The organism is Microbacterium testaceum, from assembly GCF_006539145.1.
GTDB lineage: Bacteria > Actinomycetota > Actinomycetes > Actinomycetales > Microbacteriaceae > Microbacterium > Microbacterium testaceum.
The window spans coordinates 715,893-740,682 of record NZ_BJML01000001.1 but is presented as its reverse complement, the minus strand read 5'-3'; the positions used below and the strand labels follow the sequence as shown (position 1 = coordinate 740,682).

At 70.0% G+C, this 24,790-nt stretch carries 22 protein-coding genes and 1 pseudogene; 9 read left to right on the top strand and 14 right to left on the bottom strand.

Features of this window, described 5'->3' with window-relative positions; translation table 11 throughout:
- Window positions 1–3,408: a pyruvate carboxylase gene (locus MTE01_RS03575; protein WP_141375724.1), complete on the bottom strand. Its 3,408-nt coding sequence runs from the start codon at window positions 3,406–3,408 to the stop codon at window positions 1–3.
- Between the two features lie 68 nt (window positions 3,409–3,476).
- On the opposite strand from MTE01_RS03575, the gene MTE01_RS03570 reads away from it, so the two are divergent.
- The gene (locus MTE01_RS03570) at window positions 3,477–4,289 is read left to right on the top strand and encodes a ParA family protein (protein WP_103210640.1); all 813 of its coding nucleotides are present in this window, start codon (window positions 3,477–3,479) and stop codon (window positions 4,287–4,289) included.
- A 185-nt stretch (window positions 4,290–4,474) separates the two neighbouring features.
- On the opposite strand, the gene MTE01_RS03565 is transcribed toward MTE01_RS03570, so the two are convergent.
- From MTE01_RS03565 to MTE01_RS03555, 3 genes are all read right to left on the bottom strand, one after another.
- Window positions 4,475–5,020, bottom strand: coding sequence for a MerR family transcriptional regulator (locus MTE01_RS03565; protein ID WP_103210638.1), 546 nt, complete (start codon window positions 5,018–5,020; stop codon window positions 4,475–4,477).
- Window positions 5,021–5,115: 95 nt separating this feature from the next.
- Entirely contained in the window at window positions 5,116–5,802 is a 687-nt protein-coding gene (ftsR, locus tag MTE01_RS03560) for a transcriptional regulator FtsR (protein WP_103210636.1), read from the bottom strand.
- Window positions 5,802–6,290: an FHA domain-containing protein gene (locus MTE01_RS03555; protein WP_174799632.1), complete on the bottom strand. Its 489-nt coding sequence runs from the start codon at window positions 6,288–6,290 to the stop codon at window positions 5,802–5,804. The genes ftsR and MTE01_RS03555 overlap by 1 nt, the downstream gene beginning before the upstream one ends.
- Before the next feature lie 294 nt (window positions 6,291–6,584).
- Between MTE01_RS03555 and MTE01_RS03550 the strand changes: the two genes are divergently transcribed.
- Both MTE01_RS03550 and lpdA read left to right on the top strand, forming a co-directional pair.
- A complete protein-coding gene (locus MTE01_RS03550) occupies window positions 6,585–7,226 on the top strand; it encodes a copper resistance CopC family protein (RefSeq protein WP_141375722.1) in 642 nt (213 codons plus the stop codon).
- A 9-nt stretch (window positions 7,227–7,235) separates the two neighbouring features.
- The gene (gene lpdA / locus MTE01_RS03545) at window positions 7,236–8,633 is read left to right on the top strand and encodes a dihydrolipoyl dehydrogenase (RefSeq protein ID WP_103210632.1); all 1,398 of its coding nucleotides are present in this window, start codon (window positions 7,236–7,238) and stop codon (window positions 8,631–8,633) included.
- 153 nt (window positions 8,634–8,786) lie between these two features.
- On the opposite strand, the gene MTE01_RS03540 is transcribed toward lpdA, so the two are convergent.
- Both MTE01_RS03540 and MTE01_RS03535 read right to left on the bottom strand, forming a co-directional pair.
- On the bottom strand, window positions 8,787–9,431 hold the full coding sequence (locus MTE01_RS03540) for a CYTH domain-containing protein (protein WP_103210630.1): 645 nt from the start codon (window positions 9,429–9,431) through the stop codon (window positions 8,787–8,789).
- The gene (locus tag MTE01_RS03535; RefSeq protein WP_103210629.1) at window positions 9,428–9,655 is read right to left on the bottom strand and encodes a response regulator; all 228 of its coding nucleotides are present in this window, start codon (window positions 9,653–9,655) and stop codon (window positions 9,428–9,430) included. Before MTE01_RS03535 ends, MTE01_RS03540 begins: the two co-directional genes overlap by 4 nt.
- Before the next feature lie 68 nt (window positions 9,656–9,723).
- On the opposite strand from MTE01_RS03535, the gene MTE01_RS03530 reads away from it, so the two are divergent.
- The gene (locus tag MTE01_RS03530; RefSeq protein ID WP_103210627.1) at window positions 9,724–10,479 is read left to right on the top strand and encodes a glutamine amidotransferase; all 756 of its coding nucleotides are present in this window, start codon (window positions 9,724–9,726) and stop codon (window positions 10,477–10,479) included.
- A gap of 10 nt (window positions 10,480–10,489) precedes the next feature.
- On the opposite strand, the gene MTE01_RS03525 is transcribed toward MTE01_RS03530, so the two are convergent.
- The 6 genes from MTE01_RS03525 to MTE01_RS03500 all read right to left on the bottom strand — a co-directional run bounded on the left by MTE01_RS03525 (window position 10,490) and on the right by MTE01_RS03500 (window position 14,221).
- Window positions 10,490–11,221, bottom strand: coding sequence for an NAD(P)H-hydrate epimerase (locus MTE01_RS03525; RefSeq protein WP_141375720.1), 732 nt, complete (start codon window positions 11,219–11,221; stop codon window positions 10,490–10,492).
- A complete protein-coding gene (locus MTE01_RS03520) occupies window positions 11,214–12,284 on the bottom strand; it encodes a YihY/virulence factor BrkB family protein (protein WP_141375718.1) in 1,071 nt (356 codons plus the stop codon). Before MTE01_RS03520 ends, MTE01_RS03525 begins: the two co-directional genes overlap by 8 nt.
- A 67-nt stretch (window positions 12,285–12,351) precedes the next feature.
- Window positions 12,352–12,831 (bottom strand): prepilin peptidase, encoded by a 480-nt coding sequence (locus MTE01_RS03515; protein ID WP_141375716.1) that lies wholly within the window; start codon window positions 12,829–12,831, stop codon window positions 12,352–12,354.
- A gap of 3 nt (window positions 12,832–12,834) precedes the next feature.
- Window positions 12,835–13,131 carry a DUF1905 domain-containing protein gene (locus MTE01_RS03510; protein ID WP_103210621.1) on the bottom strand — a complete coding sequence of 99 codons (297 nt, stop codon included), beginning with the start codon at window positions 13,129–13,131 and terminating at the stop codon, window positions 12,835–12,837.
- A 62-nt stretch (window positions 13,132–13,193) separates the two neighbouring features.
- Complete coding sequence (locus MTE01_RS03505) at window positions 13,194–13,613, bottom strand: ribosomal maturation YjgA family protein (protein ID WP_103210619.1); 420 nt, start codon at window positions 13,611–13,613, stop codon at window positions 13,194–13,196.
- Window positions 13,614–13,654: 41 nt separating this feature from the next.
- Window positions 13,655–14,221 (bottom strand): mismatch-specific DNA-glycosylase, encoded by a 567-nt coding sequence (locus tag MTE01_RS03500; protein WP_103210617.1) that lies wholly within the window; start codon window positions 14,219–14,221, stop codon window positions 13,655–13,657.
- A gap of 57 nt (window positions 14,222–14,278) precedes the next feature.
- Here MTE01_RS03500 and MTE01_RS03495 point away from each other — a divergent pair, with 57 nt between their 5' ends.
- On the top strand, window positions 14,279–15,070 hold the full coding sequence (locus MTE01_RS03495) for an alpha/beta fold hydrolase (protein WP_141375714.1): 792 nt from the start codon (window positions 14,279–14,281) through the stop codon (window positions 15,068–15,070).
- A 174-nt stretch (window positions 15,071–15,244) separates the two neighbouring features.
- On the opposite strand, the gene MTE01_RS17415 is transcribed toward MTE01_RS03495, so the two are convergent.
- On the bottom strand, window positions 15,245–17,242 hold the full coding sequence (locus tag MTE01_RS17415) for an ArnT family glycosyltransferase (protein WP_141375712.1): 1,998 nt from the start codon (window positions 17,240–17,242) through the stop codon (window positions 15,245–15,247).
- A gap of 92 nt (window positions 17,243–17,334) precedes the next feature.
- The gene (locus MTE01_RS03485) at window positions 17,335–18,978 is read right to left on the bottom strand and encodes a cellulase family glycosylhydrolase (RefSeq protein WP_141375710.1); all 1,644 of its coding nucleotides are present in this window, start codon (window positions 18,976–18,978) and stop codon (window positions 17,335–17,337) included.
- Between the two features lie 144 nt (window positions 18,979–19,122).
- On the opposite strand from MTE01_RS03485, the gene MTE01_RS03480 reads away from it, so the two are divergent.
- From MTE01_RS03480 to MTE01_RS03465, 4 genes and pseudogenes are all read left to right on the top strand, one after another.
- Entirely contained in the window at window positions 19,123–19,593 is a 471-nt protein-coding gene (locus MTE01_RS03480) for an Lrp/AsnC family transcriptional regulator (RefSeq protein WP_141375708.1), read from the top strand.
- Complete coding sequence (locus MTE01_RS03475; protein ID WP_141375706.1) at window positions 19,590–20,984, top strand: aspartate aminotransferase family protein; 1,395 nt, start codon at window positions 19,590–19,592, stop codon at window positions 20,982–20,984. The genes MTE01_RS03480 and MTE01_RS03475 overlap by 4 nt, the downstream gene beginning before the upstream one ends.
- 251 nt (window positions 20,985–21,235) lie before the next feature.
- A pseudogene (locus tag MTE01_RS03470) lies at window positions 21,236–22,591 on the top strand (APC family permease); the annotation flags it as partial.
- 191 nt (window positions 22,592–22,782) lie between these two features.
- On the top strand, window positions 22,783–24,759 hold the full coding sequence (locus tag MTE01_RS03465) for an ArnT family glycosyltransferase (RefSeq protein ID WP_246077953.1): 1,977 nt from the start codon (window positions 22,783–22,785) through the stop codon (window positions 24,757–24,759).
- Window positions 24,760–24,790: the final 31 nt, after the last annotated feature.

The window sequence follows — 24,790 nt, the reverse complement described above, 5'->3', positions numbered from 1 at the left end:
CTACTGCGCTTGACGGATTACCAGCAAAAGATCTCCTGCTTCCACCTGTTGTGTGGTACCGATCGCGACGCGTTCGACCACGCCGTCGACGGTCGCGGTGATGGCCGCTTCCATCTTCATGGCCTCGATCGACGCCACCGCCTGACCGAGTGAGACGCGATCGCCTGCCGACACCTTCATCGTCACGACCCCCGAGAACGGCGCTGCCATCTGCCCGGGCTTCGAGGTGTCGGCTTTCTCGGCCTGGCGCGCCTCGACGTCAATCGAACGATCGCGCACGAAGACCGGGCGCAGCTGACCGTTCAGCGTCGTCATCACGGTCCGCATGCCCTTGTCGTCGGCCTCACCGACGGCCTCCAGCCCGACGAAGAGCTGCACGCCCCGCTCGATCTCGACGGTGTGCTCGCCTCCGGAACGCAGTCCGTAGAGATAATCGGCCGTGTCGAGCACGCTGAGATCGCCGTACGTCTCGCGGGCCTGCTCGAAGATGCGTGTCGGCCCGGGGAACAGCAGCCGGTTCAGGCGGGCGCGCCGGTCGGCGGACTCCCCCGCGAGGGCGGCCTGATCGTCGTCGGTCAGCGGGATCGTGCCCACCTTCGCATCCCGACCGGCGAGGACTTTCGAGCGGAAGGGCTCGGGCCACCCGCCGGGCAGGTCACCGAGCTCGCCCGCCATGAACGACACGACGGAGTCGGGCACGTCGTACGTGTCGGGGTGCTGCTCGAAGTCGTCGGGGTCGGCCTTAACCGCAGCGAGGTGCAGGGCGAGGTCGCCCACGACCTTCGACGAAGGCGTGACCTTCGGCACGCGCCCGAGGATGCGGTTCGCCGCGGCGTACATATCCTCGATGAGTTCGAAGTCGTCGGCGAGCCCCAGGGCGATCGCCTGCTGGCGCAGATTCGACAGCTGCCCGCCGGGGATCTCGTGCCGGTAGACGCGCCCGGTGGGGCCCGCCAGCCCCGACTCGAACGGGCGGTACAGGTGACGCACGGCCTCCCAGTACGGTTCGAGGTCGCTCACGGCCGCGAGGTCGAGACCCGTGTCGCGATCGGTGTGCGCGAGGGCGGCGACGAGCGCCGACAGCGACGGCTGGCTCGTCGTTCCCGCCATGGGCGCCGACGCCGCATCGACGGCATCCGCTCCCGCCGCCGACGCGGCCAGCAGGGTCGCGAGCTGCCCGCCCGCGGTGTCGTGCGTGTGCACGTGGACCGGCAGGTCGAAGCGCTCGCGCAGGGCCGAGACGAGCGTCGCCGCGGCCGCGGGACGCAGAAGTCCCGCCATGTCCTTGATCGCGAGCACGTGCGCGCCCGCGTCGACGATCTGCTCCGCCAGGCGCAGGTAGTAGTCGAGCGTGTACAGGTCTTCGGCGGGATCCAGCAGGTCGCCGGTGTAGCAGAAGGCCACTTCGGCGACGGCGGTGCCGGTGCGCAGCACCGCGTCGATCGCCGGCCGCATCTGCGAGACGTCGTTGAGCGCATCGAAGATGCGGAAGATGTCGACTCCGGATGCCACGGCCTCGGCCACGAAGGCATCGGTGACCTCCGTGGGGTACGGGGTGTAGCCGACGGTGTTGCGGCCACGGAGGAGCATCTGGATCGCCACGTTCGGCAGGGCCTCGCGCAGCGCATCGAGGCGCTCCCACGGGTCTTCGCCGAGGAAGCGGAGCGCGACGTCGTAGGTCGCTCCGCCCCACGCCTCGACGGACAGGAGTCCGGGTGTCAGACGTGCGACGTAGGGGGCGACCCGTACGAGATCGCGCGTGCGCACCCGCGTGGCGAGCAGCGACTGGTGCGCGTCGCGGAACGTCGTCTCTGTGACGGCGAGGGCGGTCTGCTCGCGCAGGGCCTTCGCGAAGCCGATCGGGCCGAGTTCATGAAGCCGCTGGCGCGAGCCCGCCGGAGCCGGGGCGACCAGATCGAGTGCGGGCAGTTTCGCGCTCGGGTCGATCGAGAGCGGGTTCTCCCCGTGGGGGCGGTTGACGGTCGTGTCGACGAGCCACGAGAGGATCTTGGTGCCGCGGTCCTTCGATTCGCGGCCCTTCAGCAGACCGGGACGCTCGTCGATGAACGACGTGCTGAGATCGCCCGCGACGAAGGCGGGGTCGTCGAGAACGGCCTGAAGGAACGGGATGTTCGTCGAGACACCGCGGATGCGGAACTCGGCGAGGGCCCGACGCGCGCGGGACACCGCCGCCTCGAAGTCGCGGCCTCGGCACGTGAGCTTCGACAGCATCGAGTCGAAGTGCGGGCTCACCTGCGAACCCGCGGCGGTCGTGCCTCCGTCGAGACGGATGCCGGCCCCACCGGGCGAACGGTACGTCGTGATCTTTCCGGTGTCGGGGCGGAACCCCTGCGTGGGATCTTCGGTCGTGATGCGGCACTGCAGCGCCGCACCACGCAGGCGGATGTCGTCCTGCTGCAGGTGCAGGTCGGCGAGCGTGGCGCCCGCGGCGATCCGCATCTGCGACTGCACGAGATCGACGTCGGTGACCTCTTCGGTGACCGTGTGCTCGACCTGGATGCGCGGGTTCATCTCGATGAAGACGACCTCGCCGGTGCGCGGGCCCGCGGTCTCGAGCAGGAATTCGACGGTTCCGGCGTTCTGGTAGCCGATCGAGCGGGCGAACGCGATGGCATAGCGGTGCAGATCGTCGCGGACCGAGGGGTCGAGGTTCGGCGCGGGCGCGATCTCGATGACCTTCTGGTGCCGCCGCTGCACCGAACAGTCGCGCTCGAACAGGTGCACCGTCTCGCCCGCGGCATCCGCGAGGATCTGCACCTCGACGTGGCGCGGACGCTGGACGGCCTGTTCGAGGAACATGCGCGGGTCGCCGAAGGCGCTCTGGGCCTCACGCATGGCCTCGGCCAGCGCGGGGGCGAGTTCACCCTTCGACTCCACCCGCCGCATGCCGCGCCCGCCCCCGCCGGCGACGGCCTTCGCGAAGACGGGGAACCCGATGTCGTCGGCCTGAGCGAGCAGGTCGTCGATATCGTCCGACGCCGGGGTCGAGCGCAGCACCGGCACTCCGGCGGAGATCGCGTGTTCCTTCGCGGTCACCTTGTTGCCGGCCATCGCGAGCACCTCGGCGGGAGGTCCGATGAAGGTGATGCCGTGGGCGGCCGCCTTCTCGGCGAGCTCCGGGTTCTCGGAGAGGAAGCCGTAACCCGGGTAGATGGCATCCGCACCGCACTCGCGCGCGACGCGGATGATCTCGTCGACATCGAGATAGGCGCGGACCGGGTGGCCTCGCTCCCCGATCTGATAGGCCTCGTCGGCCTTCAGGCGGTGGAGGGAAGCACGATCCTCGTACGGGTACACCGCGACGGTGCGGGCTCCGATCTCGTATGCAGCGCGGAAGGCGCGGATCGCGATCTCTCCGCGATTGGCGACCAGGATTTTCGAGAACATGCGCACCTCACGTCAAGCTGGCGGAGCTGAATGTGCTCACAGCCTAGGGGACGGTAACGTGGACTCTCGTGCACGTACTCTCCGTCAGCTCTCTCAAAGGCGGGGTCGGCAAGACGACCGTGACACTCGGGCTGGCTTCCGCGGCCTTCGCACGTGGCGTCCGCACTCTCGTCGTCGACCTCGACCCTCAGTCCGACGTGTCGACCGGGATGGACATCCAGGTCGCCGGTCGGCTCAACATCGCCGATGTCCTGGCCAACCCGAAAGAGAAGGTCGTCCGACAGGCGATCACCTCCAGCGGGTGGGCGAAGGTACATCCGGGCACGATCGACGTGCTCATCGGCAGCCCCTCGGCGATCAACTTCGACGGTCCGCACCCCAGCGTCCGCGATGTCTGGAAGCTCGAAGAGGCCCTGGCGACGATCGAGGCCGACTACGACCTCGTGCTGATCGACTGCGCCCCCTCGCTCAACGCCCTCACGCGCACCGCGTGGGCGGCGAGCGATCGCGTCGTGGTGGTCACCGAGCCGGGTCTGTTCTCCGTGGCCGCCGCCGATCGCGCCCTCCGCGCGATCGAGGAGATCCGTCGCGGCCTCTCGCCGCGTCTTCAACCCCTCGGTGTCGTGGTCAACCGCGTGCGCCCCCAGTCGATCGAGCACCAGTTCCGCATCAAGGAACTGCGCGATATGTTCGGCCCTCTCGTGCTCAACCCGCAGCTGCCCGAGCGCACCTCGCTCCAGCAGGCGCAGGGAGCGGCCAAGCCGCTGCACGTCTGGCCCGGCGACTCGGCGCAGGAGCTCGCCGCAGACTTCGACGCGCTGCTCGACCGGATCGTCCGCACCGGCCGCATCCCCGTCGACAACGAAGCGCCCCAGGCCTGAGCAGAAGTCCTGTCAGACGCCGTCCCGCTGCCCCGCAGCCGGACGGCGTCTGCCGTTTCGGAAACGCGTCATCGCGGGAGAAGGCGTTCTCCGCCGCTCCAGACCTCGTCCACACGGAACGACCTTGCCCACGATGAGAATCCCGGATGCCATGGCATCCGGGAACCGTGGAGTCGGGGCCGCTGTCAGGCGGTGCGCGCGGCGCGACGGGCGGCGAGCTCGTCGACGGCGTCGGGGGTCGCGCTCTCGAAGTCGACCAACGTCGACTCGACCTCGCGAAGGACCTTGCCGACGGCGATCCCGAAGACGCCCTGGCCGCGGCTGACGAGGTCGATGACCTCGTCGTTCGAGGTGCACAGATAGACCGACGCTCCATCGCTCATGAGCGTGGTGCCGGCGAGGTCGCGGATACCCGCGGCGCGGAGCTGCTCGACCGCCGTGCGGATCTGCTGCAGCGAGATGCCGGTGTCGAGAAGGCGCTTGACGAGCTTGAGCACGAGGATGTCGCGGAACCCGTAGAGGCGCTGCGAACCCGAACCGCTCGCCCCGCGCACCGTCGGGACGACGAGTTCGGTGCGGGCCCAGTAGTCGAGCTGGCGGTAGGTGATACCGGCGGCACGTGCAGCGACGGCTCCGCGGTAACCGGTGTCGTCGTCCATCTCGGGCAGACCGTCGGTGAAGAGGAGATCAGCGGCGAACCGAGGTTCACCGAGCGCGTCGCCAGCGTTCATGCTCGCGTCCTCCTCATCGGTTCGTTTCCTCCACGCTAGATCAGCGGAGGTCCCCCGGCAATGACATCCGCTCCGAGGGCCGCGGCGTGTCGCGATCAGGACAGGATGCGCTCGAGAGCGTCGCGCACGAACATGGTCCGCACTTCGTCGAGACGAGCCGCGAGCTCGGGTGCGAGCTCGCTCGCACGGGCCCGGGACGGCGCGTCGGGGCGCCGCAGCAGGGCCGACAGCGCCGACTCCACCAGCGAGACGTCGCGCTCCGCACTCTGGCGGAGCGAGCGGATGTGGCGCGGCTCGATGCCGTGGCGATCGAGGGCCACGAGTGCCCGCAGCAGCGTGACGGTCTGCTCGGAATAGGTGTCGGCACCGGCGATCACGCCCGTGCTGACGGCGTCGTTCAGGAGCTGCGGGCGTGCACCCGCGGCGGACAAGAGCTCTTCGCGGCGATAGCGGCGCGGAGCGCTCGTCATGGACGGAATCGAGGTGGGCGGTGCCGGGTTGCGCCCCGCATCGAGATCGGCGAGGTAGTCGCGGATGACGACGAGCGGAAGGTAGTGGTCGCGCTGCAGGGTGAGCGCGAGACGCAGGCGCTCGAGGTCGGCGGGCGAGAATTTGCGATAGCCCGACTCCGTGCGCGTCGGCGACACGATCCCCTGCACCTCGAGAAAGCGCAGCTTGCTCGAAGTGAGTGCCGGGAAGTCGGGGGTCAGCCGCGCGAGCACCTGCCCGATGCTGAGCAGCCCCGCAGCCGCCTGTCGACTACGGGAGGGGGCTGCCGCCATCAGTGCTCTGCCGCGGGCAGGTCGACCGGCGAGCCGAAGAAGTTGAGACGGAACTTGCCGATGCGCACCTCGGCGCCGTTGACGAGAGCCGAGCGGTCGACGCGCTCGCCGTTGACATAGCTGCCGTTGAGCGAGCGCTGGTCGACGATCTCGAACGAACTGCCGGAGCGAAGGATCTCGGCGTGCCGACGCGAGACGGTGACGTCGTCGAAGAAGAGGTCGGCCTCGGGGTGACGCCCGACGGTGGTCACGTCGGTGTCGAGGAGATAACGAGCGCCGGTCGTCGGGCCGGAGCGCACGATGAGCAGGGCAGCCCCCGAGGGGAGAGCCTCGATCGCCTCGAGCTCCGCCTCGGTGAGGTCGGCCCCGAAGGGCACGAACGACAGGTCGGCGTCGTGGGTCTGGGTCGTGTCGTGCGAACCACCGGCTGCGGCGGCATCGGCCGCGCGCCGGATCTCGTCTCGCTCGAATCGGCTGGTCTCGTCCACGGCTTCTCCTTCATATTCACCATAACCGATCGGTCGCCAGCGGCGGGGTCGACCGACTTCGAGCAGGCCATGGTGAGGCGTGATGTGTCTGTATTCGCCGAAACCGGGACACCGCGGTTTGGGGGATGCGGAGGCGGTCGACGAGACACTCGAACCTATCGACCCGAACGTGCCCCTGTCGAGTCCGCATCACCTGCTGTCGGCGCGCCGTCTTCACCCCGGACCGCCCTGACGGCCGCCGGGGTCCCGTGCACGCCTCGGCCCGGCCGCGTTCACCCTGGCTAGGCTCGATGCGTGACTTCCATCGAGACGCCTCGCAGACGCACCCTTCCCGCCATCCTGGCCGCCGGCCTGCTGGCGGCAGCGGCCCTCCTCGTGCCGGCACTGCCCGCCGCCGCCCACGACGAACTCGTCTCGACGGACCCCGCCGCCGGCGCGACGCTCGAATCGCTGCCCGCGCAGATCACCTTCTCGTACAGCGCCGACATCCTCACCGACGCCGGGGCGACCGTCATCGAGGTCACCGACTCCTCCGGAGTCTCGCTCGCGAACGGCGCCCCGACCGTCTCGGGCGCCGAGGTGACGCAGGCCCTGGCGGGGCCGGCATCCGGGACCGTCACCGTGAAGTGGCGCGTCGTCTCGAGCGACGGGCACCCCATCGACGGCGACTTCGCCTTCACCGTCCCTGCGGCCGCCCCCACCACCACCGCGACCGCGACCCCCACGGCCTCGGCGAGCCCCACGCCCGCCGAGAGCGCCTCAGCTTCGGCCCCGACGGAGGACACCGCGGCGCCGTCTGAGAACACCTCGGAAACGTCCCCCCTGCCGTGGATCCTGCTCGCCGTCCTCCTGGTGGTCGTGGCCGGCGTCCTCGTCTACGTCTTCGCCTCGCGCGCGGGTCGCAAGACCGCCGGCGGCGGCGGCACCGGGCGATAGGCTGGAACCATGCCTCATTACGATCTGGTCATTCTTGGTGCGGGTCCCGGCGGGTACGTCGCCGCCGTCCGCGGCGCACAGCTCGGACTGTCGGTCGCGATCGTCGAAGAGAAGTACTGGGGCGGTGTGTGCCTCAACGTGGGCTGCATCCCCTCCAAAGCCCTCCTGCGCAACGCCGACCTCGCGCACACGTTCCACGCGAAGGCCGACCTGTTCGGCATCTCGGGTGATGTCACCTTCGACTTCGGCAAGGCGTTCGACCGCTCGCGCAGCGTCGCCGCCGGCCACGTCAAGGGCATCCACTACCTGATGAAGAAGAACAAAGTCACCGAGTACGAGGGCCGCGGCTTCTTCGCCGACGACCACACGCTCGACGTGGCGCTGACCGACGGCTCGAAGGAGCAGGTCACCTTCGACAACGTGATCATCGCCACCGGCTCCACCGTCCGCCTGCTCCCCGGCGTCAGCCTGTCGGAGAACGTCGTGACCTACGAGGAGCAGATCCTCACCCGCGAGCTCCCCGAGTCGATCGTCATCGTCGGCGCCGGCGCCATCGGTATGGAGTTCGCCTACGTCATGACGAACTACGGCGTGAAGGTCACGATCATCGAGTTCCTCGACCGTGCCCTCCCGAACGAAGACGCCGAGGTCTCGAAAGAGATCCAGAAGCAGTACAAGGGCTACGGCGTCGACATCCTCACGTCGACCAAGGTCGACTCTGTGACCGACCACGGCGACAAGGTCACCGTCGCTTACACCGCGAAAGACGGCTCGACCGGCTCGATCGACGCCGACCGCGTGCTCATGTCGATCGGCTTCGCTCCCAAGGTCGACGGCTTCGGTCTCGAGAACACCGGCGTGAAGCTCACCGAGCGCGGCGCCATCGAGATCGACGACCACATGCGCACCAACGTCCCGCACATCTACTCGATCGGCGACGTCACCGCGAAGCTGCAGCTGGCCCACGTGGCCGAGGCGCAGGGCGTCGTGGCCGCCGAGACCATCGCCGGCGCCGAGACGCAGACCCTCGGCGACTACCGCAACATGCCGCGCGCGACCTTCTGCAACCCGCAGGTCGCCTCGTTCGGCCTCACCGAGCAGCAGGCTCGCGACGCCGGTCACGACATCAAGGTCGCGAAGTTCCCCTTCTCGGCCAACGGCAAGGCCAACGGCCTGGGCGAGCCCGTCGGCTTCGTCAAGCTCGTCGCCGACGCCGAGACGCTCGAGCTCATCGGCGGCCACCTCATCGGCCCCGACGTGTCGGAGCTGCTGCCCGAACTCACCCTCGCCCAGAAGTGGGACCTCACGGCCCTCGAGGCGGCCCGCAACGTGCACACCCACCCGACGCTGTCGGAGGGTCTGCAGGAGGCCTTCCACGGCCTGACGGGACACATGATCAACCTCTGATCGCGTGACGTACAAAGGCCCGCCCGGTTCGACCGGGCGGGCCTTCGTCGTCTCCGCGGGCATGAACGCGAGAGGGCGCCTGCTCGACGTCTCGGTTGCGCGGGACAACCGTGTCGTCGGGCAGACGCCCCGGGTACGCGTGGCGCGAAGGGGTCAGTGTCCCAGAGCGCGCGCGAGCTTGGATCCGGATGCCGCGGGGCGGCCGCCCGCAGCGAACACCGCCGCATCGACCGCCGCGAAGAACGCCTCGCGGCCCTCGTCGTCGGTGGGAGCTGCAGGACCGAGCTCGACCTCCCATTCCCGCCACGCGGACTCCACACCGCGTCGCTCGTCGCGCGCGCGGACGCGATCGTCGACGAACTCGGCGACCTCGTTCCCGTCGGCGTCGAGCAGGGCGTAGGCCGTGCGGTGATTTCGCACGCGGGCGAGGGGCGTGAACGGCGGCGTCGCGACCGCGGCGACGGCATGCTGAATCGCTTCGGGCACCACCGGATCGGTGTCGGAATCGGTGGCGTCCTCGAGCGGCCACTGCGTCTCGCTGCGCCCGGCGCCTTCGACGGGACCCTTCACGTGCCATCCGGCGTCGGGGCCACCCGTGCGTCGGCGGACCGCGATCCCCGCCCGCGCCAGGTCGGCGTCGGCGGTGTCGAGGTAGCGTGCGTCCAGATCGCGTGGCTCGGGGCTGCCGACCCGCGTCACGCCCGGAAGGGCCGCCCAGTCGGGAAGGGGCGTCTCATCGTCGACGTCGTACTTCGACTCGATCTCGACGTTCGACGACCCGCTCGGGGCTCCGCTCAATCGTCGCGTCCGTCGGCGTCGGGGTTGATGTCTTCGGTCTCTTCCGCGTAGACGAAGACGGCCTCGGTGGGTCCATCGGACTCGCCCTCGTTCGCGAGGCCGCCGTCGCGTCGGTACACCAGCTGGCCCTCGCTGTAGGGCATGATCAGCGTGTCGTCGGACTCGTTCTCGAGAGGGAGCACCTGCCCGTCGAGCGGGCCTCCGGTCAGTCGTGCAATAGCCATGACGCCAGCGTAGACCGCGGCACCGACACCGCCCGGCGCCTTGACAGCGCTGACCTACAATCGCTGGAGTGACCTCGACCGACCTACCCGGCGACCGCCCTTTCGTGCTGCTGGCGACGCGCGCCGAGAACCAGCCGGCCGACGAGGAGTACGCCCTCTTCCTGCGGTTCACGGGTCTGCCGCCCGAGCGACTGCTCCGCGTGCGGCTCGAGCGTGATCCGATGCCCGAGTTCGACCTCGACGAGGTGTCGGGAATCCTGGTCGGTGGAAGCCCCTTCAACGCCTCCGATCCGATCGAGCGGAAATCCGCCGTTCAGCAGCGCGTCGAAGCCGAGATGGCCGCCCTCGTCGACGAGGTCGTCGCCCGAGACCTCCCCTTCCTGGGCGCCTGTTACGGGGTCGGCACCCTGGGGACGCACCTCGCCGCGCCCATCGACGGCACGTTTGCCGAGCCGATCAGCGTGGTCGATGTGTCGCTGACCCCGGCCGGCCGCGCCGATCCGCTCGCCGAAGGCCTCCCCGCGACCTTCCCCGCATTCGTCGGACACAAAGAGGCGATCCGCTCTCTTCCGCCCGCGGCGACCCTTCTCGCGTCGTCGCCGACGTGCCCCGTCCAGATGTTCCGGGTCAAGCAGAACGTCTACGCGACCCAGTTCCACCCCGAGCTCGACCTCGACGGCATCGTCACGCGCATCCATGCCTACGCCTCTTACGGCTACTTCGCGGCGGACGAACTCGGCCTGACGCTGGCCGCCGTTCGCCGAGCGCCCGTGACCTCTCCCTCGCGCATGCTGCGGACGTTCGTCGAGCGCTACGCCCGCTGAGGCGTCGTCGTCACCGGCGTTGCGGCGCAGTGACCCGCACGACCTCGACCGAGGCGGTGACGGCGGGATGCGCGAGTTGAAGGTACGGACCAAGCCCCAGGTCGACCAGATGCACGCGTCCCGATAGCTCCGGACCCCGTCCACGGACCAGGCCCGACTTGAGGGCACCGAACGTGACCGTGACGTCGGCGGCGAGCACGGCGGCATCCGCTGTCCCATCGTCGGGATCGAGACCGCTGGGCAGGTCGACCGCGACGACGAGCGGCTGCTTCTCGAGGCCGAGGACACACTCCACGAGGGCTCGCGCTCCCCCGCGCAGGCGCCGGTCCGCCAGACGACCGATGCCGAGGATGCCGTCGAGCACGAGCACGTACTCGGCCAGCTCACCGCGGACCTCCGATGCCGAACGCACGCGCGCTCCCGCGGCCACCGCGGCATCGAGCGCCGCTCGGTGCACGCGATCGCGCACGAGCACGACATCGACTCGCTCGGCGACGCCACAGAGGTCGGCCGCGGCGTACAGGGCGTCTCCTCCGTTGTCGCCCGCGCCCACGAGGACGAGAACTCTTCCGGGGCGCGCGGCGAGCTGCTGCGCGACGATGTCGGCCAGGGCCGTGGCGGCCCAGCGCATGAGCGGCAGGCCCTCCTCCAGCAGAGGCTTCTCAGCGGCACGGACGGCGTCGGCGCTGTACGCGGCGACGCGCTCCCCCGAGGCCAGCAGCCCGCTCGCGGACTCACTCATCGGGGGACCCCGCGCGAGCCTCGGCGCGGTCCTCGCGAGCGGCCGCGGCAGGGTCGTTCTTCGCGAGGTTCTCACGCTCCTTCGCCTCTGCGGCGCGGGCGGCGTCGAGCTCGCCGGTCGCAGCCCGCACCGCCTTCTCGGCCCGGCGGACGCGGAACTGGATCATGGTCGACGCGCCGTACTTCGCGCGGACGCGGTCGTGGTCCTCTTCGGTGGCGACGGTGATGTACGCGCCCGCGATGAGGATCACCTGGCTGGAGAGGTTCAGCCACAGCAGCAGAGCGATGAGCGAGGCGAACGTCGCGAGCAGCGGGTTGTTCCCCGCCCCGCCGACGAACAGCCCCGACAACTGCTGCAGGACGACCAGTCCCACACCGCCGAGAAGGGCACCCCGTAGGAGCGTGGGTCGGCGCGTCTTGACGCCCGAGAGGGCGGCGAAGGCCACGGCCACGGCGGCCGTGTCGAGAACCAGGACGACGACCGTCGAGACCAGCCAGGTCAATACCGCGGAGATCCAGGAGTCGGCGGAGATGCCCAGCAGCTCCCGCACGAACGTGAGCCCCGCGGTGGCGAGGAAGGTCACGACGGCCGCGCCGACGAGAGCGACGCCGATGCCGATCGCGACCGCGAGGTTGCGCACGATGACGAGGATGGGGAGCGTGTCGTCGGTGGCGACGCCGGCGATCTGCCGCAGCGCCGAGCGCAACGAGCCCACGGCACCGATCGCGGCGCCGAGCAGACCGATGGTTCCGATGACCCCCGCGACGGTGAACTCCGGCGGGGCTTTGATATCGCTGACCTGTAGCAGTCCGTCTTGCCCGACGAGGCCTGGAACGACGCTATTCACCGAACGTTCGAGAGCTTGAAGACCCTCCGGGTTGCCCGAGAGCCAGATCGCCGCGAACGAGAACCCGATGAGCACCGCAGCGAACAGGCTGAACAGGGTGCGATAGGTCACACTGTCGGCCAGCATGGGGCCGCGCGCCCCCGAATAGACGAGGAACGCGCGCACAAGACGGAGCCGCAGCGCCCACGCCGTGACACGACGGATGAGGTCAGCCATGTGGTCAGGGTATCGGCGCGAGGGGGCGAGCCCCTCGGGCTTGACCGCCGGGGTCGGGAGCGACAGGTCAGCTCGACGGTGTCGGCTCTCCGGGGCCGCTCAGCAGGCGCAGCCACGCGCCCAGCAACAGCCAGGGGCCGTAGGCGATCTGCACGCGCCGACCGCCGGCGAGCAGCACGCCCGCTGCGGCGACCCCGCCGAGAAGAAGAGCGATGAGCAGACCGGATGCCACGGCCTCGGGCCCGTACCATCCGAGCGGCGCGCCGACGAGGGCGGCGAGCTTGACGTCTCCGCCTCCGAACGCCCCGGGGCGGCCGAGGTGCAGCGCGAGGGCGACGGCGAATGTCGCTCCCGCACCCCCGACGACGCCGACCGCGCGCGGTGTGTCGCCCACGCGAAGGGCTTCGGCTGTCAGGAGCCCCGCGACCACGACGAGCGCCGACAGCACGACGGCATCGGGCAAGCGGTGGGTGCGCACGTCGACCACGACCAGTCCGACGCTGGCCACGGCGAACACGGCGGTGGCGAGCGCGACCAACACCGGCACCGCTCAGGCGTCGAGCACGAAGAGATCGACCCGCACGACCGACCCGGGGTCGATCGCCTCGGCGTCGCGCACCGCGCGTTTGAGAGGGAGGACGTAGACGCCCCCGGCCTGCGGGAAGATCGAGGTGCGGAAGGTCGTGCGGCCGATCGTGGCGTCGACCCGCACCCCGCCGAAGCCGCGGCGGTACGTCTGCGTCTCGCGGATCTCCGCGCTCGGCTCGGGTGGCAGCGCGACGAAGTACCAGTCGCTGTCGCTGCGTGCTGCCCAGCGGAAGACGTCTCCCTCGAACCGCACTCTCATCGCCGCTCCTCTTCTCTCGCGAGCTGGTCACGATACCGGCGAGGAACGACCGACGGAGGACGTCATCCCCTGGGGAGGAGCCTCGATGCTCCCGTGCCGCGCTCCAGCGAACGCCCGACGACGACATCCGCTCCGACGGCGACCACCGCCGCGCAGAGGTAGACGACGAGATCGCGCGCGTCGAACCCCGTCCCGAGCACCAGCGCGATGGGCCGGAACCCTTCCGCCAGTTCGACAGGAATCCCCGTGGCCTGGAACAGCTCGACGGCGACGCTCCACCCTCCGGCGGTCAGGCCGACGAAGAACGGCCGCAGCCGCGGGAGAACCACCACGACCCCGGCATAGATCGCGACCGTGTAGAGCGCGTCCCCCGCGATGTCGGTCGCGGCGCTCGAGGGCAGCACGAGGTGGACGACGAGCCCCGCGGCGACGACCGCGGCCAGGGCGAACAGGGCGATCACGCGGCGTCGGGTGGGCGGCATCCTGCCATCGTGACACCTTCCGCCGCGGCGTGAGACCCGCGTCAGCGGATGACCCCCGCGGCCCGCGCCGGGTCGGCGTACGCGCGAGCGAGAGAGTCGACGGTGTCGTGGGCGTTCAGCCCGCTGGGGTTGGGCAGCACCCAGGTGGGGACGTCCGCGATCGACTCCTCCTGTCGCCCCGCGGTCGCGCGGGGCCGCTGGAACCCCTGACGGTAGGCGGTCAGCCCGACGACCGCGACAGCCTGAGGACGCCACCCGGCGACCCGCTCGACGAGCGACGCCGCACCCGCGCGCAGCTCCTCCCGCGACAGCTCGTCGGCCCGCGCGGTCGCCCGCGCGACGAGGTTGGACACGCCCACCCCGGCGTCGAAGATCATGCGGCGGTCCTCGTCGCCGAGAGGCTTCGAGTACGCGGGCAGACGCGGAAGGATCCCCGCCCTCACCAGCGCCGGCCAGAAGCGATTGCCCGGACGCGCGAACGGGGTGCCGGTCGCCGCTGTCCACAGTCCCGGATTGATGCCGACGAAGAGCAGCCGCACGCCCGACTCCACGAGGTCGGGCCGCGTGGCATCCCGATACGACTCGAGCTCGGCGCGCGTATATCCCATGAGACCACTATGACCACTACCGCGTACGGGCCGGCCCGCTCTGCCAGGATCGGAGGAATGGATGCCGTTCCCGCCCTGACCGAGGTCCCTCCCGCGCAGTTCGTCATCGTCGGCGACAACGTGCGTCTCGCCACCTACTCGTGGGGCGACGTCGAGGCCGACCCCGTGCTCTGCGTCCACGGCTTCGGGTCCAGCACCCGCGACAACTGGGTGAACACCGGATGGGTGCGCGACCTGCTGCGCGCCGGATACCGCGTCATCGCGGTCGACCAGCGCGGCCACGGCGCGAGCGACAAGCCGTACGACGCCGCGTCGTACACGATGCCCACGCTGGTCTCCGACCTCGTCGCCGTGCTCGACACGTACCTGCTCGATCAGGTGCGCTATCTCGGATACTCCCTGGGCGGGCGGGTCGGCTGGCAGCTCGCCGTCGACGCGCCCGAACATGTCGAGCGCGCCGTGCTCGGCGGCATCCCGGACGGTCGTCCACTCGCCCGGTTGCGGGTCGACCAGGCTCGCGCTTTCCTCGACCACGGAGAACCGGTTCAGGATGCCACGACCCTGCGCTACGTCTCGCTCGCTGAACGCGTCCCGGGGAACGACCTGCGTGCGCTCGTCGCGATCGCCGAGGGGATGCGCCTGGGCGAGACCGACCCCGATCCCTCGTCGCCCCCGCAGCAGCCCGTGCTCATCGCTACGGGAACGGAAGACCCCATCCACGACCAGTCGAAGCACTTGGCGGGGCTTCTGCCCCGGGGCGAGTTCGCCGACATCCCCGGCCGCCACCACGTCAACGCTCCCGGCGCGCGGGCGTTCCGCGAGGCCGGCATGGACTTCCTGGGGCGCTGACTCACGCTACGGGCACTGTGCCTGTCACGCCGCCCGCCGACATCTCGCGCCGTGCATCGCGGCGGATCCCGCGCCGCGTGGTGAGTGTCCAAGACACCCGGGGCGTTTTCGAAGTCGTCCGGGTGTTTCGGACACTCGACGTGCTCGGGGCTCGCTCCACGCGGGAATGCCGAATCAGCCGCAGTCGTAGACGGTCGCGGGGGCGGACGCGTCGGTCGCGCAGTGCTGGGTCACCCAGGTGCGGATCTGCGACGACGCGGTGGTCGTGGCCGCGGCCGCCATGGACGTGCCGCCGCCGCGCTGATCGCCGCCGATGACGTACCGCACCTGACCGGAATCGACCATCGCGGTGAACGCCTGCAGGGTCGGCACGTCGTCCGTGCCGTTGAATCCACCGATCGGGAGGAACGACCCGCCGTTCGAAGCGATGATCAACTGCGCTGCGGACTGCGCCCCGAAGGTCGCGGCCAGGTACGTCGACCCCGCGCTGCGGGCCTGCAACCACGACAGGAGTGCGGCATTGTCCTCGCCGCCGCCCGCACCGAAGCCCGCCCCACCGGTCGGTGCCCCACCCGATCCCCCGCGCGTGTGCCCCGAGGTCGAGCCGCCGGGCGCTCCTCCCCGGCCGGATCCCTGCCCGAAGACCTGCCCTGGCGTTCCTGCGCCACCGGGCGCGGCACCCACTCCTTGACTACCGCGCCCGCCAGTCGGCATCCCCCCGGCGAACTCGCCTCCACCGAAACCCCGGCCGCCGAAACCCGAGCTCTCCGAGACCCCTCCCGCGACGGGGTTGATCGAGTTGGGGTGCGCGACGGTGACCGCCGACCAGACGGCCGGGGTCAGCAGCAGACCCACCATCAGTGCGACGGTCGCCACCGGGCGCCCGCGATGACGCGTCGACAGCAGCACGATCGCGATGACCGCCGCAAGCGCCTGGGCGATCGAGACGGGCACGCTGTACCCGCCGGTGGAGAAGCCGATGCCCAGAGCCGTCGCCCCCGCGGCGCCGACGATCGCCATCTGCGGCCAGACCTTCCCCGCGCGATGTGCCGCGGCGAGCGCGGCGCCGACCGCGAGAGCGAGCGGTACCGCGAGTGAGGCCGTGTAGAACTGGTGCATTCCCGCGACGGCCGAGAACATCGCGGCGAACGTCACGAGCCACACGGTCAGCAGCACCGTGAGCGGACGCGAGAAGCGCAGCACCCACAGCACGATGAGGCCGACGACGGCGGCCGGGATGAGCCACGCCACCTGGCCCGCGAGCTGGGCGTTGAACAGGCGCAGCACCCCGGGCTCCCCCGAGAACGGCGGAGTGAACGACTCGTAGGCTCCGCTGTCGGCGGTCGCCGAGAAACGGCCCAGCCCGTTGTAGCCGAACACCATCTCCCACGGGTTGTTCGCGATCGTGCTGCCGATGTACGGCCGGCTTCCGGCGGGGATGAGCGAGACGATCGCGACCCACCACAGCGAGGCCGCGAGGCTCACCAGCCCCGCGAGCGCGAGGTGGCCGATCCGTCGGCCCCAGGACTGCCGGGTGAAAAGGTACGCGGCGGCCAGTGCCGGCCAGACCGCCCAGGCCTCGAGTTCGTAGAACTGGAACGACAGGCCGATGAGGGCTCCCGCGGCGGTGAGCCACCCGAGGCTCCGCGCCTGGACGGCTCGCACCGCCGCCCAGGCCGTCAGCGACAGACCAAGCACGAAGAACGTCTCGGGCTGGTTCGAGCGCGCGACCGCCACCAGGATCGGCGTCACGGCGACCACCGCTCCGGCGATCAGCCCGGCACGTTCTCCCGCGACGCGTCGTGCGGTGACGGCGGTGACGAGGGCCGCGGCCACCGCCGCGAGGGCGTTCGGCAGGATCACCGCCCACGCCGAATACCCGAAGGCCCGCACGAACAGCGCGGGGATCCAGAACGACCCGGGGATCTTGTCGAGCGTCACGGTCCCGGCGGGGTCGACGGCTCCGAAGAAGAAGTTCGACCAGGATCGGCTCATCGACAGAGCGATCGATGCGTAGTACTCGCTCGGCGCCCCCGCCCATATCTGCCACCCCGTGAGGACGAGCGAGACGAGCCCGATGGCCAGGAGACCGACGGTCCACCGGCGGGGGCGGCGCAAGGTCGACGCCAGCGGGAGCGTCGGTGCGGGAAGGTGAGGAGAAGCAGCGGTCACCGGCGCATCGTAGGCAGCGCTTGCCTCACCGCAGCCCTGCGGAGGCTATGTGCGAGCGATGGATGAGGTTCCGCTCATTCCGCGGAGGCGACTCAGGATGCCGAGACGGTGAGCGTCGGAGCGGATGGCGCTCGCGTGGCCGCGGCCTGCAGACCCACCCGCACGGTCTGACCGGGCGCGAGCGCAGCCGCCCAGTCGCGACCGGTGCACGTCACCCGGCCCGCGGCGACGGAGCAGCTCATGCCCCACGCGTTCGACACCGCGGTGGTATCGGGGGCGTCGAACGACACGGACCACTTCTTGACCGGCCCGGTGGCCGTCACCGTGACCTCGGCGACGTATCCCTCGCCCCACGTGCTCTGCGGAACCCACGCGGCGGTGATGCCGGCGGGTGAACTCGCCCCCGGCTGTACGGTGGGCGTGGGCGACGCGCTGGGCGTGGCCGGTTTCGGCGTCGCCGTGGGCTTCGGCGTCGCCGTGGGCTTCGGGGTCGTCGACGCGGAAGCGCTGGGCTTCGGCGTCGGCTGGGGAGTCGCTGTCGGCGCGGGGTTCGGCTGCGGTGCCTGTGCCGCGGCCGGTGTCAGGATCGGCGCGAGAGCCGCGAGCTTCGCTCTCTGCGGCGTACGCCAGTCGTCGCCGACGAGCCCTCCGGTGTCGCCGCTGTTGGGGTTGAAAGACCAGTAGGCGTAGCTGATCTTCGTCTTCGCGAGATACCCCACGAGCGCGTCGAGCCAAGCGCGGTCGCTGGCCGTCTCGAGTTTCGTGCCGAACTCGCCGAGCAGCACGGGAGCGATGTTCTTGCGCACGAGGTAACCCCAGTTGGCATCCCACACCGCTTCGAGGTTGGCGGGATAGCCGGATGCCGAGAACCAGGGCTGCGTGTAGACGCTCGCGGGGTAGTCGTGCGGGGAGTAGACCACCCGGTTCTTCACCGCCAGGGTCACCGGTGCGGCACCCGCATCTTTCAGCCCGCCGCCCCACCACGTGCTCGACCCGTCGTTCTGGCGCTCGACACCCTCGACGATGATCAGCAGGTTCGGGTTCACCGCGAGCACGGCATTGCCGGCGCGGGTGGCCGCCGCGCGCCAGTCGCGTGCCGGGTCGCCGCAGTTCCAGCAGGCGGCGCCGTGGGGCTCGTTGTGCAGGTCGACGCCGATGACCGAGGGCTCGTTCTTGTAGCGGCCCGCCAGCATCTTCCAGTCGTCGATCCACCGCTGCTCGCTGTACTGCGCGGTGTACCAGAGCTCACTCTGCGCGGCGGAATCGGGGCGATGCCGGTCGAGGATCACCGAGAGGCCGTGGGCCTTGGCGCGGGCGACGACGGTGTCCATCAGCTGGAGCGGAGTGAGCGAGACCAATCCCGGGTTGACGGCCGCGTTGATCGAGTTCGACGCCTTCGCGGTGAGGCACTCGTTCGAGAAGGGCAGGCGGATCGCGTTGAATCCCATGCCCGCGATCGCGGCGAGACCGTCGTCGAGCGAGATCGACCACAGTCCGTGCGGAGCGCAGTTCGAGGTCTCCATCCCGAACCACGCGGCGGCCTTGATCGTGAACGGAGCACCGGCCGCCGTCACGATCGTCGACCCGTTGGTCGAGAGCCAGCCCGGTAGCGTCGACGCGGCCGATGCGGGAGAGGCGATCGCGCCCGCGGCGACCAGCGTCGCGCCCGCGACGAAGGCCGCCGCGCGGCGGAGGACGCGACGCGTGGACGACCAGTTCGTGCGCAGTGCGGACATGTGCACCCCCGCGGTCATCGTACTGGGACAACGAGCCCCCTCGAACCGACTCCGCGTGGACCGCGGTTTCCGCTCCATTACGCGGCTGTAAACGTCGGATCCAGCGCTGTAATGCGGATGATTCCGCTGATACCGTCGTCGATCATGAGCCCGCCGATCGAACGCAACACCGCCCTCGACGCCGTCTCGAAAGCCATCGTCGAGCAGCTGCAGGAGGACGGGCGCCGCTCCTACGCCGAGATCGGCAAGGCGGTGGGCTTGAGCGAGACCGCGACGCGCCAGCGCGTGCAGAAACTTCAGGATGCCGGCATACTGCAGATCGTCGCGGTCACCGATCCGATGCAGCTGGGCTTCGCGCGCCAGGCCATGATCGGCGTCCGCGTCTCTGGCGACACCCGGGTCGTGGCCACCGCGATGGCGGACCTTCCCGGAGTCACCTACGTCGTCTCGACCGCGGGTTCGTTCGATCTGCTCGTCGAGGTCGTGTGCGAGAGCGACGACGATCTCATCGATCTGCTCAACGACCGCATCCGAGCCCTGCCCGACGTCGTCTCGACCGAGACGTTCGTCTACCTCAAACTCCACCGTCAGCTCTACAACTGGGGGACGCGATGACCCTTCTCGGCACCGATCAGCAGTCCGATCTCCAGGCCAAGGCCCGGGATCACCTCTGGATGCACTTCGCCCGGCAGTCCGTCATGACGGACGGCCCCGGGGTGCCGATCATCGTCAAAGGCGAGGGACACCACATCTGGGATGCCGCGGGCAAGCGGTACATCGACGGTCTCGCCGGGCTCTTCGTCGTCAACGCGGGCCACGGCCGACGACGCATCGCTCAGGCCGCGGCGAAGCAGGCGGAGGAACTGGCGTTCTTCCCGCTGTGGTCGTACGCCCATCCGGCCGCGATCGAGCTCGCCGAGCGGATCGCCCATCTCGCCCCCGGTGATCTGAACCACGTGTTCTTCTCCACCGGCGGGGGCGAGGCCGTCGAGACGGCGTTCAAGCTCGCGAAGCAGTACTGGAAGACGCAGGGGAAGCCGACCAAGCACAAGGTCATCTCGCGCGCCATCGCGTACCACGGCACCACGCAGGGCGCCCTGGCCATCACGGGCCTTCCCGTCATGAAACACATGTTCGAGCCCGTGACGCCGGGGGGATTCCGCGTCCCGAACACGAACTTCTACCGCGCCGAGGAATCGGGGTTCGGGGGCGGCACCCCCGAAGAGTTCGGCGTGTGGGCCGCCGACCGCATCGAGCAGATGATCCAGTTCGAGGGGCCCGAGACCGTCGCGGCCGTCTTCCTCGAGCCGGTGCAGAACGCGGGCGGCTGCTTCCCCGCCCCGGCCGGCTACTTCCAACGAGTGCGCGAGATCTGCGACCGCTACGACGTCCTGCTCGTCTCCGACGAGGTCATCTGCGCCTTCGGCCGCCTCGGCCACTACTTCGGCGCCACGGCCTACGACTACCAACCCGACATGATCACGTTCGCCAAGGCCGTCACGAGCGGCTACTCGCCTCTGGGCGGCACGATCGTCAGCGACCGGGTGTACGAGCCCTTCGCTCACGGCGATGCGACCTTCCCGCACGGCTACACGTTCGGCGGACACCCCGTGTCGGCCGCGGTCGCGCTGGAGAACCTCGACGTCTTCGAGGAGGAGGGGCTGCTCGAGAACGTCCGCACGAACTCCCCCGTCTTCCGCTCGACGCTCGAGAAGCTGCTGGACCTGCCCATCGTCGGCGACGTGCGCGGCGACGGATACTTCTTCGGCATCGAACTCGTCAAAGACAAGGCGACGAAAGAGACCTTCGACGACGACGAATCCGAGCGCTTGCTGCGCGGCTTCCTCTCGAAGGCCCTGTATGACGCCGGACTCTACTGTCGCGCAGACGATCGGGGCGATCCCGTCATCCAGCTCGCCCCGCCCCTCACGATCGGCCCCGGCGAGTTCACCGAGATCGAACAGATCCTCCGTTCCGTCCTGACCGAGGCCTGGACCCGCCTCTGACCTCGGGATGCCGGCGCCACCCCTGTCGGCATCCCTCCCGCTCCACCGGCGGCGCCCGCCGCTCTCCCGGCACCACCCCCGCCGGTACTCCCGCTCCCACCCGCGAGCGGTGCTCTCGATGCTGTACCCGACACCATCTCCGGTCGCGACGACGTCGCGCCCCGCACCCTCCAGGAGGAGCCACGAACGAGAACCTCGCCGCCTCGGCGGCCCCGTCCCACTCGAGCGCCAAGCTCGCCCGCACGCTCGGGCTCTGGTCCATCGTCGGCCTGGGCCTGGGCTACATGACCCCGACCGTCGTGTTCGACACCTTCGGCCTCGTCGCCGAGAAGACGGACAACGTCGTCCCGGCCGCCTACGCGGTCGCGCTCGTCGTGCTGATCTTCACCGCCATCAGCTACGGGAAGATGGTCCGCGTCATCCCCAGCGCCGGTTCCGCCTACACGTACGCGCGCGAGTCCATCCACCCGGGCGTCGGCTTCGTCGTCGGGTGGACCGCGCTCATCGACTACATGCTGCTGCCGATGGTGAACGCGCTCATCCTGCGCAGCTACATGGAAGCCCTGTTCCCCGACGTCCCGGGCTGGCTCTGGGTCGTCGTCTTCACGGCGGGTGTGACGGGCATCATCTACCTGACGATGCGCGGAACCTCGAACGTCAACATGCTGCTGCTCGTGTTCTCGATCCTCGTGATGACGGTCTTCGTCGTCATGGTCGTCGTGCAGCTCGTCGGCGGCGCGGGAGCCGGCACGCCCGTGTCGATCGCCCCCTTCGCCCACAGCGACGTGCAGTTCGGCGCGGTGCTCGCGGGAGCCACCGTCGTATGCTTCTCGTTCATCGGATTCGACGCGGTGTCGATGTACTCCGAAGAGGCCAAGACCCCGAGAATCATGCCGCGCGCCATCGTGCTGACGCTCGTCGTCGGCGGTCTCATCTTCCTCATCGCCTCGTACGTGACGCAGCTGCGCTTCCCCGACTCGACCGCGTTCCCGCAGGAGGCGATCGAAGACAGCACGCTGCCCGAGATCGGCGTGCAGGTGGGCGGCCCCGTGCTGCAGGCGGTGCTCACCGCGGCCGGTTTCGCGGCGACGCTCGCCTCGTGGCTCGCCTCGCACGCATCGGTGTCGCGCATGCTCATGGTGATGGGGCGCAACAACGTGCTGCCGCGGAGAGTCTTCGGCTTCATCAACCCCAAGACGCACACCCCCACGTTCTCGATCGTCATCGTGGGGCTCGTGAGCCTGCTGGCGATCGAGTTCACGCTCGAGCAGATCGCGGCGTACATCAACTACGGCGCGCTCATCGCCTTCACGTTCGTGAACATCTCGGTGATCGCGTGGTTCGCCGTCCGCAAGGGCCTGCACAAGACCCCCGGCGACATCCTGCGCTACATCGTGATGCCCGGCATCGGCATGCTGCTCACCGGCCTGCTGTGGGTCAACCTCGACATGCACGCCCTCATCGGCGGGCTGATCTGGACCGCGCTCGGCGTCATCTACCTCGTGATCCTCACGCGCGGCTTCCGTCGACCGATCGCTTCGTTCGACGAGAACGAGCCGGTGACCGGGGTGAACAAGACCGTCCCCGGGCCTCATTCCGAGGTCTGATCGCCTCGGCCGCGGCATCCCTTCTGCAGGGGTGTCGCGGCCGCCCCGTGGACGGGCCGTGACGAACCGACGCACCCCAGTTCCTGCGCACCCCACCCTTCGGTCCCCCCTACTTGAGTGCTTCCCGCGTCACAGCAGACTGATACCTCGCGCATACGATCGCCCGCACCGGAAGGTCGATGCTGTGGACCGTGCCGTTCTCCGCCCCCCTCGCGCGCTGGTGGCGCGAACCCTGGTGGGCGCGGATCTCGCTGACGCTGATCGTCGCGGGCTTCGTCGTGCTGACCGGCTGGAATTTGGCTCGCGGCGGTGATTTCTCGTTCTACGAGGCCTCGGCCCGGTCGATGTCGCAGTCCTGGCATGCGCTCTTCTTCGGAGCGTTCGATCCGGATGCCACGGTCACCCTCGACAAGCTCAGCGGTTTCGCCGTGCCCCAGGCGCTCAGCATCCGGCTGTTCGGGATGTCGATCTCGGCCATCGCCCTCCCCCAGGTGATCGAAGGCGTCGTGACCATCGTCGCGTGCGCGGTGCTGGCACTGCGCTGGGGAGGACGCGGCGCCGGGCTGCTCGCCGCCGCCGCAGCGGCCTCGACGCCGATCTTCGTGTCGATGTTCGCCCACCCGATGGAGGACGGACTGCTCACGATGGCCCTCGCCGTCGCCCTCGTGTGGTGGCAGCGCGCGGTGCTCACCGCCAGATGGTGGCCCCTGGCGGTCTGTGCGGTGTTCATCGGCGTGGGCTTCCAGGCGAAGATGATGGCCGCGTGGTTCCTCCTTCCCGCCCTCGTCGCGGGCACGCTCGCCGCGACCCCCGGGTGGCGCCGCGGCCTCGTCCGCGCCGGAGTCGTCACGGGCGCAGCCGTCGTGGCATCCGTCGCCTGGATCACCGTTTTCGCCCTCGTGCCGGCCGATGCGCGCCCCTACGTCGACGGCTCGACGAACGACGACATCTTCGCGATGGTCTTCGGATACAACGGCCTCGACCGCCTCGCCCCGGGAGCGGTGCCGGGGTCGGTGGGCGCCTCGAGTTCGGCGGGCGGGCTGGGCGCGACCCTCGCCGCTCTGGGCCACGCGCTCACCACGCCGGCCCCCTCCGGCTCGGGGGGTTCGCCGACGCTCACCAAACTGGTGGAACTGCCGCTCGTCACACAGATCGGCTGGCTGTACCCGGCGGCTCTCGCGGGTATCGCCCTCGGTTTCTGGCGGTACCTGCCCAGACGCGGCCGCCCCGGCACGCCGGTGTCCGTCGCGCGTTTTCCTCTGGTGGTCGTCGCCGCGACGTGGTTCGCGACCGCAGCGGCGGTCCTCACGGTCACGCGCGTACCGCACACGGCCTACGTCGCATCGCTCGGCGTCCCGACTGTGCTGCTCGTCGCCATCGCGTGGCGGGAGGGTGCGCGCCTCCTGCGCTCGACGCGCCGACACCTCCGCCTCGTGCTGCCCGCCGTCGTGACCGTGCAGGCGGTGTGGTGGGTCGTCCTGATCGGCGGAGCGCGGCTTCCCGCGGTCCTCCTCGTGCCCGCGGTCGCGATCGGCGGGACCGGGCTGGTCGTCGGCGCACTCGCCGCGCTGCCGATGCGGGGGACGCTGTCTCACCTGCGACGGGTCGCCCCCGCCGCGCTCGCCGTGGCCCTGCTCTGCCTGCCCGTGGCGACCAGCCTGCAGGTGCTCGATGACGCGCGCGACGGCAGCGGCGGTGACGCGTACGTCGGTGTCACCGCGCGCGGCGGCCACCCCGATGAGACGTTCACGGTCTCGTCCCCCTCGATCTGGGGCGGAACCCCGCAGATGAGCCCGGCGGTCACGCAGATGGTGGCGGCGGCTCGTCAGCACGGCGGCGGAGAGAACGGCACGCCGCTCTTCGTCACCGACTCGTGGGCCCTGTCGTCGCAAGTGATCGACGCCACCGGGGCGAGCGTGTTGACCGACGGCGGTTACAGCGGACACGTGCCCGTGTTCACGACGGACGACCTCGAGCAGATGGTCCTCAGCGGCCACGCGCGACTGTTCGTCGTGGCATCCGGTGCTCCCGAAGGCGACCCGGTGAGACGCGTGGCGACCGGCCCCGGATGCCACGAGGTGAAGGAGTGGGACTTCAGCCAGTCGAAGGAGGGCGGCGAGGTCAACAAGGTCACCGGCGCCACCCTCTACGAGTGCGCGGGCGAGTGATCGACCCTCCACGGACCGCGCCACGGCGCGC